The organism is Pseudomonas sp. JH-2, assembly GCF_036231725.1.
GTDB lineage: Bacteria > Pseudomonadota > Gammaproteobacteria > Pseudomonadales > Pseudomonadaceae > Pseudomonas > Pseudomonas delhiensis.
Genome location: NZ_JAZAQP010000062.1, coordinates 1 through 13,602, shown reverse-complemented (window position 1 = coordinate 13,602; position 13,602 = coordinate 1). Strand labels below are relative to the sequence as shown.

At 64.4% G+C, this 13,602-nt stretch carries 11 protein-coding genes; 10 read left to right on the top strand and 1 reads right to left on the bottom strand.

What is annotated here, in order from left to right; translation table 11 throughout:
* From VV867_RS27795 to VV867_RS27760, 8 genes are all read left to right on the top strand, one after another.
* Positions 1-939: an NAD-dependent epimerase/dehydratase family protein gene (locus VV867_RS27795; RefSeq protein ID WP_328568122.1), complete on the top strand. Its 939-nt coding sequence runs from the start codon at positions 1-3 to the stop codon at positions 937-939.
* On the top strand, positions 939-2,234 hold the full coding sequence (locus VV867_RS27790) for an NAD(P)/FAD-dependent oxidoreductase (RefSeq protein WP_328568121.1): 1,296 nt from the start codon (positions 939-941) through the stop codon (positions 2,232-2,234). Before VV867_RS27795 ends, VV867_RS27790 begins: the two co-directional genes overlap by 1 nt.
* The gene (locus VV867_RS27785; protein WP_328568120.1) at positions 2,231-2,662 is read left to right on the top strand and encodes a GtrA family protein; all 432 of its coding nucleotides are present in this window, start codon (positions 2,231-2,233) and stop codon (positions 2,660-2,662) included. Before VV867_RS27790 ends, VV867_RS27785 begins: the two co-directional genes overlap by 4 nt.
* A 661-nt stretch (positions 2,663-3,323) precedes the next feature.
* The gene (arcD, locus tag VV867_RS27780) at positions 3,324-4,772 is read left to right on the top strand and encodes an arginine-ornithine antiporter (protein ID WP_109934877.1); all 1,449 of its coding nucleotides are present in this window, start codon (positions 3,324-3,326) and stop codon (positions 4,770-4,772) included.
* A 17-nt stretch (positions 4,773-4,789) separates the two neighbouring features.
* Positions 4,790-6,046: an arginine deiminase gene (arcA, locus tag VV867_RS27775; RefSeq protein WP_328568119.1), complete on the top strand. Its 1,257-nt coding sequence runs from the start codon at positions 4,790-4,792 to the stop codon at positions 6,044-6,046.
* A 111-nt stretch (positions 6,047-6,157) separates the two neighbouring features.
* Positions 6,158-7,168 carry an ornithine carbamoyltransferase gene (locus tag VV867_RS27770; RefSeq protein ID WP_089390890.1) on the top strand — a complete coding sequence of 337 codons (1,011 nt, stop codon included), beginning with the start codon at positions 6,158-6,160 and terminating at the stop codon, positions 7,166-7,168.
* A gap of 69 nt (positions 7,169-7,237) precedes the next feature.
* Positions 7,238-8,170, top strand: coding sequence for a carbamate kinase (arcC, locus tag VV867_RS27765; protein WP_328568118.1), 933 nt, complete (start codon positions 7,238-7,240; stop codon positions 8,168-8,170).
* A gap of 284 nt (positions 8,171-8,454) precedes the next feature.
* Positions 8,455-10,359: a beta-ketoacyl synthase gene (locus VV867_RS27760; protein WP_109934881.1), complete on the top strand. Its 1,905-nt coding sequence runs from the start codon at positions 8,455-8,457 to the stop codon at positions 10,357-10,359.
* A gap of 447 nt (positions 10,360-10,806) precedes the next feature.
* Here the strand turns inward: VV867_RS27760 and VV867_RS27755 are convergent, their stop codons facing one another.
* Positions 10,807-11,631, bottom strand: coding sequence for an HDOD domain-containing protein (locus VV867_RS27755; protein ID WP_089390921.1), 825 nt, complete (start codon positions 11,629-11,631; stop codon positions 10,807-10,809).
* Between the two features lie 243 nt (positions 11,632-11,874).
* Here VV867_RS27755 and VV867_RS27750 point away from each other — a divergent pair, with 243 nt between their 5' ends.
* Positions 11,875-13,071, top strand: coding sequence for a class I SAM-dependent rRNA methyltransferase (locus VV867_RS27750; protein WP_328568117.1), 1,197 nt, complete (start codon positions 11,875-11,877; stop codon positions 13,069-13,071).
* Positions 13,072-13,516: 445 nt separating this feature from the next.
* Positions 13,517-13,602, top strand: an 86-nt coding sequence (locus VV867_RS31255; RefSeq protein WP_432214029.1) for a hypothetical protein, incomplete at its 3' end; no start/stop codon positions are given.

Here is a 13,602-nt window from a genome sequence, read left to right as displayed (position 1 = left end):
ATGACTACCCCAAAGATCCTCCTCCCCGGCGGAGCCGGCCTGGTCGGCCAGAACCTGGTCGCCCAGCTCAAGGAACGCGGCTACACCAACCTGGTGATCCTCGACAAGCACCGCGCCAATCTGGACATCCTGCGCAGCCTGCACCCCGAGCTGACCATCGAGTACGCCGACCTCGCCGAGAGCGGCGACTGGGAGAAGCACTTCGAAGGCGCAGACACCGTGGTCATGCTGCAGGCCCAGATCGGTGATCCCAACCCCGAGCCCTTCGTGCGCAACAACATCACCTCGACCGAGCGCATCCTCGAACTGATCAAGCGCTACGAGATTCCCTATACCGTGCACATCAGTTCCTCGGTGGTGGAATCGGTCGCCGACGATCACTACACCAATACCAAGAAGGAACAGGAACGCATCGTCCTCGAGAGCGGGATCAACTGTGTCGTACTGCGCCCAACCCTGATGTTCGGCTGGTTCGACCGCAAGCACCTGGGCTGGCTGTCGCGCTTCATGCAGAAGGTGCCGGTGTTCCCGATCCCTGGCGATGGCCGCTACATGCGCCAGCCGCTGTATGCCGGCGACTTCAGCAGCATCATCGTCAGTTGCATCGAGTCACGCATCGCCGGCCAGGTGTACAACATCACCGGCCTGGAAGAGATCGACTACATCGACATCATCCGCACCATCCGCAACACCACCGGCGCCAGGTGCCTGTTGCTGAAGATTCCCTACGGGCTCTTCTATGTGCTGCTGAAGATCTGGGCCCTGTTCGACAAGAACCCGCCCTTCACCGCCGATCAGCTCAAGGCCCTGGTGGCCCGCGACGAGTTTGAAGTCATCGATTGGCCGGGTATCTTCCAGGTCCGCCCCACGCCATTCGCCAAGGCGGTGGAGGAAACCTTCAAGCACCCCACCTACAGCAAGGTCGTACTGGAATTCTGATGAAGGACAATCAACGCATCGCCGTGCTCGGCGCAGGTCCAATGGGCCTAGCCGTCGCCTACCAACTGGTCAGGGACGGCCATCGCCCGGTGATCTTCGAGGCCGACGATCGGGTCGGCGGCATGACCGCCCACTTCGACTTCGGCGGCCTGTCGATCGAGCGCTACTACCACTTCCACTGCATCTCCGACCACGCCTTCCTCAAGGTGCTGGACGAACTCGGCCTGGCCGACAGGATGCACTGGGTGGAAACCAGGATGGGCTATTGGTACCAGGGCAAGGTGCAGCCCTGGGGCAACCCGTTCGCCCTGCTGAAATTCTCGGGCCTGAGCTTCATCGCCAAGTTCCGCTACGGCCTGCACGCCTTCCTGTCCACCAAGCGCAACGACTGGCGTCCTCTGGACCATGTCGAGGCGACCGGCTGGATCAAGCGCTGGGTGGGTGCCGAAGCCTATGAGGTACTCTGGCGCCGGCTGTTCGACTACAAGTTCTACGACTATTCGGACAACCTCTCGGCGGCCTGGATCTGGAGCCGCATCCGCCGTATCGGCCGCTCCCGCTACAACCTGTTCAAGGAGAAGCTGGGGTACCTGGAGGGAGGCTCGGAGACCTTGCTGCATGGCCTGCGCGACTACATCCAGCAACATGGCGGCGAGTTCCGCCTGGGAACGCCGGCAAGCAAGGTCGTGATCGAGAACGGCAAGGTCAGTAGCGTGGAGGCTGGTGGCGAGTTGCATACCTTCGACAAGGTCGTCAGTACCATTCCGTTGCCTTATGTGCCACGACTGATGCCGGATCTGCCGACAGCGACCCTCGACGCCTTCCGCTCGGTGAAGAACATCGCCGTGGTCTGCGTCATCGCCAAGCTGCGCAAGGCGGTAACCGAGAACTTCTGGCTCAACACCAACGACCCCGAGATGGACATCCCCGGCCTGGTGGAATACAGCAACCTGCGCCCGCTGGATCAACACATCGTCTACGTCCCCTTCTACATGCCCGGTGAACATCCCAAGTTCCAGGAGCCGGACCAGGCATTTCTCGACAAGGTGAAACGCTACCTGCAGAAGATCAATCCGCAGCTCACCGACGCCGACTTCCTGGAAATGCGCGCCAGCCGCTACCGCTATGCCCAGCCCATCTGCGACCCGGGCTACCTGGAGCACCTGCCGCCAGTCGAGTTGCCGGTACGCGGCTTGTGGGCGGCGGATACTTCCTACTATTACCCGGAAGACCGCGGCATCTCGGAGAGCATCGACTTCGGCCGCAAGATGGCCAGGCAGGCAGCGGAGAAATGATCAGGCACTTCTTCTCCATGCAGTTCCTCACGTTCATCGGCGTGGGCGTCACCGCAGCGCTGGCGAACTGGTGCAGCCGCTATGCCCTCAGCAAGGAACTGAACTACTCGCTGGCGGTGCTCCTGGCCTACCTGGTCGGGATCAGCGTTGCCTTCCTGCTCAACCGACGCTTCGTCTTTCCCGGTTCGCCGCGTCCCATAGCAGCCCAGGCCAGGGAGTTCCTGCTGGTCAACATCGCCTTCATGCCGGTGGTCTGGGTGGCAGCCCTGGGCTTTCGCTACCTGTTCCGCCAGGCAGGCCTGGAGAACATCGCCGACGGCCTGGCCCACGCCATCTCCCTGGCCGTTCCGGCCTTCGCCACTTTCCTCATCTATAAATTCTTCACTTTCGGCGGGGCAAAGCAGGAAAGCGGCATCAGCAAACAGTAATGGGGAAGAGCGATCTCGGAAGCTCCTGGCGGAAATCCCGCCGAAGACCCCGACGCATAGGCGGAATCTTGCCGATACCGCCTCGCCCCATCCACTGAAGCCCAGGCAACACGGCCACTCCAGCGCCCCTCGCCGATGGCACGGAGCTTGCGATACACCGCCCCGGTGCCTTGCGCATCCCTCTCGCTCCGACCCCGCGTCGTGGCGCCCGGCGGGCCACAAGCCCGGCGGTGTCTCTCCGGCCATCCGGCCATGGCGCCCTTCTTCCCTGGGGGGCGCCGCCCGTGTAGCGACCCTGTGCGGGCAACGCTCGATAAGCAAGAAAGCCAGGCCCGACCACCATGTCGGGCTTTTTTCTGCCTAGCATCCGGCCCGCAATAACTTCTGACAGATTTTCCTGATGAGGGCCCCGGCGCGGGAACCCATTCACACCATCAATAAAAAGCCGGACGGTCACCGAAACGCCATCCGGATTTCACATGAATCCCCTCTAAATCAGGCGATCTCGGCAAACCTCTCCTATCGTTCTTCTTCAAGCGGACCGACACCGCTGCGCAGTTGGAAACATTTGTTAGCAGGCTATTGATTTAGGTCAGGGGGGTTCCCTGACAGTCGGCGCCTAATGACTACACTCTCCAACTCCTATAAGGAGATTCCGAAAATGTCGCAAGAAAGCAGCCAAAAACTACGACTTGGGGCACTAACCGCTCTGGTCGTCGGATCCATGGTCGGCGGGGGTATCTTCTCTCTTCCGCAAAACATGGCCGCCAGTGCAGACGTCGGCGCCATTCTCATCGGTTGGGCCATCACCGCGGTCGGCATGCTGACCCTGGCCTTCGTCTTCCAGACCCTCGCCAACCGCAAGCCCAACCTCGACGGCGGTGTGTACGCCTACGCCAAGGCCGGTTTCGGTGACTACATGGGCTTCTCCTCGGCCTGGGGTTACTGGATCAGCGCCTGGCTGGGCAACGTCGGCTACTTCATGTTGCTGTTCAGCACCCTGGGCTACTTCTTCCCGGTCTTCGGCAAGGGCGACACCATCCCGGCGATCATCGCCGCGTCGGTGCTGCTATGGGCCCTGCACTTCCTGGTGCTGCGCGGGATCAAGGAAGCGGCGTTCATCAACACCATCACCACCATCGCCAAGATAGTGCCGCTGTTCCTGTTCATCCTGATCTGCCTGTTCGCCTTCAAGCTGGACATCTTCACCACCGACATCTGGGGCCTGAGCAATCCCGACCTGGGCAGCGTGATGAACCAGGTGCGCAACATGATGCTGGTCACCGTGTGGGTGTTCATCGGTATCGAGGGCGCGAGCATCTTCTCCTCCCGCGCGGAAAAACGCAGCGACGTCGGCAAGGCCACGGTCATCGGCTTCATCACCGTGCTGCTGCTGCTGGTGCTGGTGAACGTGCTGTCCATGGGCGTGATGACCCAGCCGGAACTGGCCAAGCTGCAGAACCCGTCGATGGCGCTGGTGCTGGAGCACGTGGTCGGCCACTGGGGCGCGGTGCTGATCAGCGTCGGCCTGTTGATCTCCCTGCTCGGTGCCCTGCTGTCCTGGGTGCTGCTGTGCGCCGAGATCATGTTCGCCGCGGCCAAGGACCACACCATGCCGGAGTTCCTGCGCAAGGAGAACGCCAACCAGGTGCCGGCCAACGCCCTGTGGCTGACCAACATCTGCGTGCAGGTCTTCCTGGTCATCGTCTTCTTCACCTCGGGCGACTCCAGCGGCATGGACCCGTACACCAAGATGCTGCTGCTCTCCACCTCGATGATCCTCATCCCGTACTTCTGGTCGGCGGCCTACGCGCTGCTGCTGACGGTGCGCGGCGAGACCTACGAGCAGGACGCGAGCGAGCGCAACAAGGACCTGATCATCGCGGGCATCTCGGTGATCTACGCCGTCTGGCTGATCTACGCCGGTGGCCTGAAATACCTGCTGCTGTCGGCGCTGCTGTACGCACCAGGCGTCATCCTCTTCGCGAAAGCGAAACGTGAAGTCGGTCAACCGATCTTCACCAACGTCGAGAAGCTCATCTTCGCAGGTGTCGTGATCGGTGCACTGATCGCGGCGTACGGCCTCTACGACGGTTTCCTCACTCTGTGACATCACTGGAGACACTCATGAGCACGGAAAAAACCAAACTTGGCGTCCACTCCGAAGCTGGCAAATTGCGCAAAGTGATGGTCTGCTCGCCCGGTCTTGCCCACCAACGCCTGACCCCTAGCAACTGCGACGAGTTGCTGTTCGACGACGTGATCTGGGTTAACCAGGCCAAGCGCGACCACTTCGATTTCGTCACCAAGATGCGCGAGCGCGGCGTCGACGTCCTGGAAATGCACAACCTGCTGACCGAGACCGTCCAGAACCCCGAAGCGCTGAAATGGATCCTCGATCGCAAGATCACCGCCGACAGCGTCGGCCTGGGCCTGACCCAGGAGCTGCGTGCCTGGCTGGAAGGCCTCGAGCCGCGACGACTGGCCGAATTCCTCATCGGTGGCGTGACCGCCGACGACATCCCGGAAACCGAAGGCTCCAAGCCGCTGAAGATGTTCCGCGACTACCTGGGCCATTCCAGCTTCCTGCTGCCGCCGCTGCCCAACACCCAGTTCACCCGCGACACCACCTGCTGGATCTACGGCGGCGTCACCCTGAACCCGATGTACTGGCCGGCGCGTCGCCAGGAAACCCTGCTGACCACCGCGATCTACAAGTTCCACCCGGAATTCACCAATGCCGAATTCGAAGTCTGGTACGGCGACCCGGACAAGGACCACGGTTCCTCCACCCTCGAAGGCGGCGACGTCATGCCCATCGGCAATGGCGTGGTGCTGATCGGCATGGGCGAGCGGACTTCCCGCCAGGCCATCGGCCAGGTCGCCCAGTCGCTGTTCGCCAAGGGCGCCGCGGAGAAAGTCATAGTCGCCGGCCTGCCGAAATCCCGCGCGGCCATGCACCTGGACACCGTGTTCAGCTTCTGCGACCGCGACCTGGTCACCGTCTTCCCGGAAGTGGTCAAGGAAATCGTCGCCTTCACCCTGCGCCCGGACGAGAAGAGCCCCTACGGCATCAACGTGCAGCGCGAGGAGAAGGACTTCATCAGCGTGGTCGCCGAGGCCCTGGGCCTGAAGAAACTGCGCATCGTCGAGACCGGCGGCAACACCTTCGCCGCCGAGCGCGAGCAGTGGGACGACGGTAACAACGTGGTCTGCGTCGAGCCCGGCGTGGTCATCGGCTACGACCGCAACACCTACACCAACACCCTGCTGCGCAAGGCCGGCGTGGAAGTCATCACCATCAGCGCCGGCGAGCTCGGCCGCGGCCGTGGCGGCGGCCACTGCATGACCTGCCCGATCATCCGCGACCCGATCGACTACTGATCGCCAAGGCCCACCCTGCTCAACGCGGCGGCCCCAGCCAGGGCCGCCCGCCCCGCCAGCCACAAGCTGTACTGACGAGGGCCGAGATTCCATCCCACAAGGAGAAAGAACATGGCTTTCAACATGCACAACCGCAACCTGCTCAGCCTGATGCACCACAGCACCCGCGAGTTGCGCTACCTGCTCGACCTGTCCCGCGACCTGAAACGCGCCAAGTACACCGGCACCGAGCAGCAACACCTCAAGGGCAACAACATCGCCCTGATCTTCGAGAAGACCTCCACCCGCACCCGCTGCGCCTTCGAGGTCGCCGCCTATGACCAGGGCGCCAACGTCACCTACATCGACCCCAATTCCTCGCAGATCGGCCACAAGGAGAGCATGAAGGACACCGCCCGCGTGCTCGGCCGCATGTACGACGCCATCGAATACCGTGGCTTCAAGCAGGAAATCGTCGAGGAACTGGCGCAGTACGCCGGCGTGCCGGTGTTCAACGGCCTGACCGACGAATACCACCCGACGCAGATGCTGGCCGACGTGCTGACCATGCGCGAGCACAGCGACAAGCCGCTGCACGACATCGCCTACGCCTACCTGGGCGACGCCCGCAACAACATGGGCAACTCCCTGCTGCTGATCGGCGCCAAGCTCGGCATGGACGTACGCATCGCCGCGCCCAAGGCCCTGTGGCCGACCGACGAGCACGTCGCCGCCTGCAAGAAATTCGCCGAGGAAAGCGGCGCCCGCATCCTCCTCACCGAGGATCCGAAGGAAGCGGTCAAGGGCGTGGACTTCGTCCACACCGACGTCTGGGTGTCCATGGGCGAGCCGGTGGAAGCCTGGGGCGAGCGCATCAAGGAACTGCTGCCCTACCAGGTCAACCTCGACATCATGAAGGCCGCCGGCAACCCGCGGGTGAAATTCATGCACTGCCTGCCGGCATTCCACAACAGCGAAACCAAGGTCGGCAAGCAGATCGCCGAGAAATACCCGAACCTGGCCAACGGCATCGAAGTCACCGAAGACGTGTTCGAGTCCCCGTACAACATCGCCTTCGAGCAAGCGGAAAACCGCATGCACACCATCAAGGCGATCCTCGTTTCGACCCTCGCCGACATGTGATCGACGAATGCGCATCCCGGGCCACGCCTGCTGGCCCGGGGGCGTTTTCACTCTCAGGAGGAAATGACTATGCGTATCGTCGTCGCATTGGGCGGGAACGCCCTGCTGCGTCGTGGCGAACCCATGACTGCGGACAACCAACGCGAAAACGTACGGATCGCCGCCGAACAGATCGCCAAAGTGGCACCTGGAAACGAGCTGGTGATCGCCCACGGCAACGGCCCGCAAGTGGGCCTGCTGGCCCTGCAGGGCGCCGCCTACGACAAGGTCACGCCTTACCCGCTGGACGTCCTCGGCGCCGAGACCGAGGGCATGATCGGCTACATGATCGAACAGGAAATGGGCAACCTGCTGCCCTTCGAAGTGCCCTTCGCCACCATCCTCACCCAGGTCGAGGTGGACGCCAAGGACCCGGCCTTCCAGAAACCGACCAAGCCGATCGGCCCGGTCTACACCAGGGAAGAAGCCGAAGCCCTGGCCAAGGAAAAAGGCTGGAGCATCGCCCCGGACGGCGACAAGTTCCGCCGCGTGGTGGCCAGCCCGCGACCCAAGCGCATCTTCGAGATCCGCCCGGTGAAATGGCTGCTGGAGAAAGGCACCATCGTCATCTGCGCCGGCGGCGGCGGCATCCCGACCATGTACGACGAGTCCGGCAAGAAGCTCTCCGGCGTCGAGGCGGTGATCGACAAGGACCTGTGCTCCTCGCTGCTGGCCCAGGAACTGGACGCCGACATCCTGATCATCGCCACCGACGTGGACGCGGCCTACATCGACTGGGGCAAGCCAACGCAGAAGGCCATCGCCCAGGCCCACCCGGACGAACTGGAACGCCTCGGCTTCGCCGCCGGCTCCATGGGCCCGAAGGTCCAGGCCGCCGCCGAATTCGCCCGCGCCACCGGCAAGGACGCAGTGATCGGCTCGCTGGAAAACATCGTGGCCATCACCCAGGGCAAATCCGGCACCCGCGTCAGCACCAGGAAGCCCGGCATCGAGTACCGCTGAGCCCGCACTGCAACCCCGCCCGGGAGCCGTCCTGGCTCCCGGCGTCTTCGCGCAGCCGCGCGAGCGCCCCCATCCATGCAAGTTCGTCGCCTTTCGCCGTCAATCCCTGGCCAAAAGCGTGACTCGACAGTCATCATCCTCGTCAGCATAAGCATTCCAATCACAGAGCCGCCGCCGGGCTTGTGCCCCCGATCCGTGATGCCGCCTTTCAGCGCCTCGCGTGCAACCTGGTCGCGCCATCCGGTCCTGTACAGGACGGGCCTATATGAAGGAGTTTGCGAGAGATGTCTCGACTACCGGTCATCGTTGGTTTTGGTGGGTATAACGCCGCGGGTCGCAGTTCCTTCCACCACGCGTTCCGCCGTACCGTCCTGGAGTCCCTGGACGCGGCCGCCCGCCAGGAAACCCTCGCCGGCCTGGCGGTGATGATGAAGCTGGTCAGGTTCGAGGACGGCCACTACCTGGACGCCGCCGACGGCGCGCGCCTGGACCTGGCCGCCATCGAGCAGCGGCATGCCGCGCAGATCCTCGGCTCCACCCTGATCCGCCGCATCGAGAAGCAGTACTTCGACGTCGATGCCGCGCACTGGCACAAGAACCTCACCCTCGAAGCCAGCGATGCCCAGCCGCTGAGCTTCACCACCACCCGCAAGCAGCTGCCCGAGCCGCTGCCGGCCAACTGGTCGGTGGAAGAGCTGGCCGACAACCAGGTGCGCGTGACCCTCCATGACAGCGTCGAGGTCAAGGTCGACAGCTACCGCGAGATGCCGGTGAAGTCCGCCGGCCAGTTGCCCACCGGCTTCGAGCCGGGCGAGCTGTACGCCTCGCGCTTCCACCCGCGCGGCCTGCAGATGGCCGTGGTGGGCGCAACCGACGCCATCCGATCCACCGGCATCGACTGGCAGCGCATCGTCGACCGCGTGCAGCCCGACGAAATCGCCGTGTTCTCCAGCAGCATCATGAGCCAGCTCGACGACAACGGTTTCGGCGGCCTGCTGCAGTCGCGCCTGAAGGGCCACCGCGTCAGCGCCAAGCAGCTGCCGCTGGGCTTCAACAGCATGCCCACCGACTTCATCAACGCCTACGTGCTGGGCAGCGTCGGCCTCACCGGCAGCGTCACCGGCGCCTGCGCCACCTTCCTCTACAACCTGCAGAAGGGCATCGAGGCGATCACCTCCGGCCAGGCGCGGGTGGTGGTGGTGGGCAACAGCGAAGCGCCGATCACCTCGGAAATCGTCGAGGGCTACGCGGCCATGAGCGCCCTGGCCACCGAAGAAGGCCTGCGCAACATCGAAGGCCGCCCGGACGTGGACTTCCGCCGCGCCAGCCGCCCGTTCGGCGAGAACTGCGGCTTCACCCTGGCCGAATCCAGCCAGTACGTGGTGCTGATGGACGATGCCCTGGCCCTGGAGCTGGGCGCCGACATCCACGGCGCGGTGACCGACGTCTTCATCAACGCCGACGGCTTCAAGAAATCCATTTCCGCCCCCGGCCCGGGCAACTACCTGACCATGGCCAAGGCCGTGGCCGCCGCCATGCAGATCGTCGGCGAGGAAGGCGTGCGCCGCCACAGCTTCGTCCACGCCCACGGCTCCAGCACCCCGGCCAACCGCGTCACCGAGTCGGAAATCCTCGACCGCGTGGCCAAGGCCTTCGGCATCGCCGACTGGCCGGTGGCGGCGGTCAAGGCCTTCGTCGGCCACTCCCTGGCCACCGCCAGCGCCGACCAGCTGGTCTCCGCCCTGGGCACCTTCAAGTACGGCCTGCTGCCGGGCATCAAGACCGTCGAGACCTTCGCCGACGACGTCCACAAGGACCGCATCGCCCTGTCCACCAGGGACCGCAAGCGCGACGACCTCGACGTCTGCTTCATCAACTCCAAGGGCTTCGGCGGCAACAACGCCACCGGCGTGCTGCTCTCCCCGCGCCTGGCCGAGAAGATGCTGCGCAAGCGCCACGGCGCCGCCGCCTTCGACGCCTACCAGGCACGCCGCGAGCAAACCCGCGCCGCCGCCCGGCGCTACGAGGAGCAGGCACTCAAGGGCCAGTTCGACATCATCTACAACTTCGGCAACGACATGATCGACGACCGCGACATCCGCATCAGCGCCGAGGAACTGACGGTACCGGGCTTCGCCCAGCCGCTGGTGTACAGGAAGGACGAGCGCTTCGGCGACATGCTCGACTGAGGGCCGCGCCATCCCGTACCTTGGCGCGCTTCGGCCGGTTCTCGTGCACTTGTAGGAGCGCGCCCTGCGCGCGAATCGCGGGCAGGGCCCGCTCCTACGTTTCCAGGAAACACAGCTTTTCGTAGGAGCGAGCTTGCTCGCGAACACAGTCCGCCGCGGGGCTCATTCGCGAGCAAGCTCGCTCCTACGAAGAACACCTCGGCGCAACCGGCAAGACAGTTGCTCCTACGCTGTTTTCTGGGTTCCCGCGTTCGCGGGGGTATGAGGATGGTGCCTGGCTTCGACGCCGCTCAGGACAGCCCCCTCTCCCGCTTGCGGGAGAGGGTTGGGGAGAGGGCGCTCTTAAAGGGCATAGGTGTTCCCGCCAACGGCGTATAACCGCGAACGGTTATACGCCCTACGGTTGCGGGGAAGCACGATCGCAGGAGCGGACTCCGTCCGCGATCCCTAGTAGCTCCCCTGCCCCACCCCCAGCTCGAGGATGCTCGACTTCAGGTTCTCGAAGTCGTACTCGGTCAGCCCCACGTAATCCAGCACCAGGGCGCTGATGCTCTGCCACTCGTGGTCTTCCGGCTGGTTGCCCAGCACCCGGTGCGAGCCGCAGATGTGCTCGGCCATCTTGAGGATCGCCAGGAGGTTCTTCAGCTGGGTGTTGCGGCTGCTTTCCTCGCTGAATACCGAGAGCGCGTTGTGGTGGTTGGCGATGGCCTCGCAGACGTGCTCCGGCAGGCGCCAGGAGCGCGCGGTGAAGTAGCCGACCACGGCGTGGTTGGTGTTCAGCACGCGGTTCTCGGTATCCACCACGCGGCGTTCGTCGCTGGCGCTGGCGTAGGCCTCCTCCAGCACCGCCATGTAGTGCGGGAAGCGCTTGAGCATCAGCGGGATGCCGCAGTTGTGGAACAGGCCCAGGGCGTAGGCCTCGTCCACCGGCTCGTAGCCGATGCGCTTGGCCAGGGTCAGGCAGCTCATGGCCACGTCCTGGGCGGTGTCCCAGAAGCGGTTGAGGGTGACGATGGTGTCGTCGCTCATCTCGCCCTTGATCGACTGGGCGTTGATCAGGTTGATCACCGAGCGGCTGCCGAGCAGGTTGACCGCGCGCTGGATCGAGGTGATACGGTTGGCCAGGCCGAAGAACGGCGAGTTGACCAGCTTGAGCAAGGCACCGGACAACCCCGGGTCCTGGCTGATGAGCTTGGCGATGGCCTTCAGGTCAGGGTTGGGCATGACCTGTTCCATCTGCAGGTCGACCATGATCTGCGGTTGCGGCGGCACGCTGATGCCCTGCAGGGTCTGGCGGATCTGTTCGGCGGAGAGTTCTTGGACCATGGGGACGGTCTGGAAAAGTTGACGGGGCGCACAGTTTACCCAGACGGAGCACTTCTGGAACTGCCGATTTAGACAGAACTTCATCGGCAGCCTCGGCCCGAACTTTATGCTCGACCGTCACGCCAGCGCGGCATCGGCAACCCCGGTGGGCAACGGTTATAATCTCGCTCTTTTTCCCGGAGCACCGCCATGACCCTGCCCAGCTTGCGTCTGAAAGCCAATGCCGAGCGCCGCCTGCGCGCCGGCCACCTGTGGGTCTACAGCAACGAAGTGGACGTCCAGGCCACCCCGCTGAACGCCTTCGCCGCCGGCGACCAGGCGATCCTCGAGATGGCCAACGGCAAGCCGCTGGGCGTGGTGGCGCTAAGCCCCAACAACCTCATCTGCGCACGCCTGGTTTCCCGCGATACCAAGCACGTTCTCGACAAATCGCTGCTGGTTCACCGCCTCAACGTCGCCCTGAGCCTGCGCGAGCGCCTCTTCGACAAGCCCTTCTACCGCCTGGTCTACGGTGACTCCGACCTGCTGCCCGGCCTGGTGGTGGACCGTTTCGGCGACGTGCTGGTGGTACAGCTCGCCTCGGCGACCATGGAGAGGCACCGCGACGACGTGCTCGCCGCCTTGCTGCAGGTGCTCAAGCCCAGCGCCGTGCTGTGGAAGAACGACTCCAGCGCGCGCGATGCCGAAGGCCTGGAGCGCTACGTGGAGAATGCCTACGGCGAAGTGCCCGAGTGGGTCGCCCTGGAAGAGAACGGCGTGAAGTTCGAAGCGCCGGTGCTGGCCGGGCAGAAGACCGGCTGGTTCTACGACCACCGCATGAACCGCGCACGCCTGGCGCCCTACGTGAAAGGCAGGCGCGTGCTCGACCTGTTCAGCTACATCGGCGGCTGGGGCATCCAGGCCGCGGCCTTCGGCGCCAGCGAAGTGATGTGCGTGGACGCCTCCGGCTTCGCCCTCGACGGCGTGGAGCGCAACGCCACCCTCAACGGCCTGGCCGAGAAGGTCGCCTGCGTGGAAGGCGACGTATTCGACGCCCTGCGCGAGCTGAAGGCCGCCGACGAGCGCTTCGACGTGGTCGTCGCCGACCCGCCGGCCTTCATCAAGCGCAAGAAGGACCTGAAGAACGGCGAGGCCGCCTACCGCCGCCTCAACGAACAGGCCATGCGCCTGCTGAACAAGGACGGCATCCTGGTCAGCGCCTCCTGCTCCATGCACCTGCCCGAGGACGACCTGCAGAACATCCTGCTCGGCAGCGCCCGCCACCTGGACCGCAACCTCCAGTTGCTGGAGCGCGGCGGCCAGGGCCCGGACCACCCGGTGCACCCGGCCATCGCCGAGACCCGCTACATCAAGAGCCTGACCGTGCGGCTGCTGCCGAACGGCTGAAGCAAGCTGCAAGCTGCAAGCTGCAAGCTGCAAGCTGCAAGCTGCAAGCTGCAAGCTGCAAGCTGCAAGCTGCAAGCTGCAAGCTGCAAGCTGCAAGCTGCAAGCTGCAAGCAAGGATTGGCGCCCTGGCGCCGTCCATGCAAGCCAGCCCGACCGCCAGCCTTCCCCTGGCGGTCGGGGCGGGCGTAGAATCGGGGGATTCCTGCCATTTATCCCCCGGCGGACCTGTGAGCCCCCGGCCGAGCAGGCGGTGACCCCGCCACGCCCCGCGCCACCAACGCCCGTGCAACCTCATCTGCCGTTTGCATCCGGTGCGCCCGACGCTCACGATACGACTTAAAAGAGCCCGTCCGAGGTCTCGCCGGCCCGCGCCACCCGCTGCGTGCCGTCGCCATGACGACCCGGAAGGCTCCCATCGAGACCTGATTAGCCGCAGGAACCCGTCATGCCCGATTACCGCTCGAAAACCTCCACCCACGGCCGCAACATGGCCGGCGCCCGCGCCCTCTGGCGCGCCACCGGGATGAAGGA

Coding starts and splice junctions, on each gene's coding strand:
- VV867_RS27795 (WP_328568122.1), top strand. CDS start 1: ATGACTACCCCAAAGATCCTCCTCCCCGGCGGAGCCGGCCTGGTCGGC.
- VV867_RS27790 (WP_328568121.1), top strand. CDS start 939: ATGAAGGACAATCAACGCATCGCCGTGCTCGGCGCAGGTCCAATGGGC.
- VV867_RS27785 (WP_328568120.1), top strand. CDS start 2,231: ATGATCAGGCACTTCTTCTCCATGCAGTTCCTCACGTTCATCGGCGTG.
- arcD (WP_109934877.1), top strand. CDS start 3,324: ATGTCGCAAGAAAGCAGCCAAAAACTACGACTTGGGGCACTAACCGCT.
- arcA (WP_328568119.1), top strand. CDS start 4,790: ATGAGCACGGAAAAAACCAAACTTGGCGTCCACTCCGAAGCTGGCAAA.
- VV867_RS27770 (WP_089390890.1), top strand. CDS start 6,158: ATGGCTTTCAACATGCACAACCGCAACCTGCTCAGCCTGATGCACCAC.
- arcC (WP_328568118.1), top strand. CDS start 7,238: ATGCGTATCGTCGTCGCATTGGGCGGGAACGCCCTGCTGCGTCGTGGC.
- VV867_RS27760 (WP_109934881.1), top strand. CDS start 8,455: ATGTCTCGACTACCGGTCATCGTTGGTTTTGGTGGGTATAACGCCGCG.
- VV867_RS27750 (WP_328568117.1), top strand. CDS start 11,875: ATGACCCTGCCCAGCTTGCGTCTGAAAGCCAATGCCGAGCGCCGCCTG.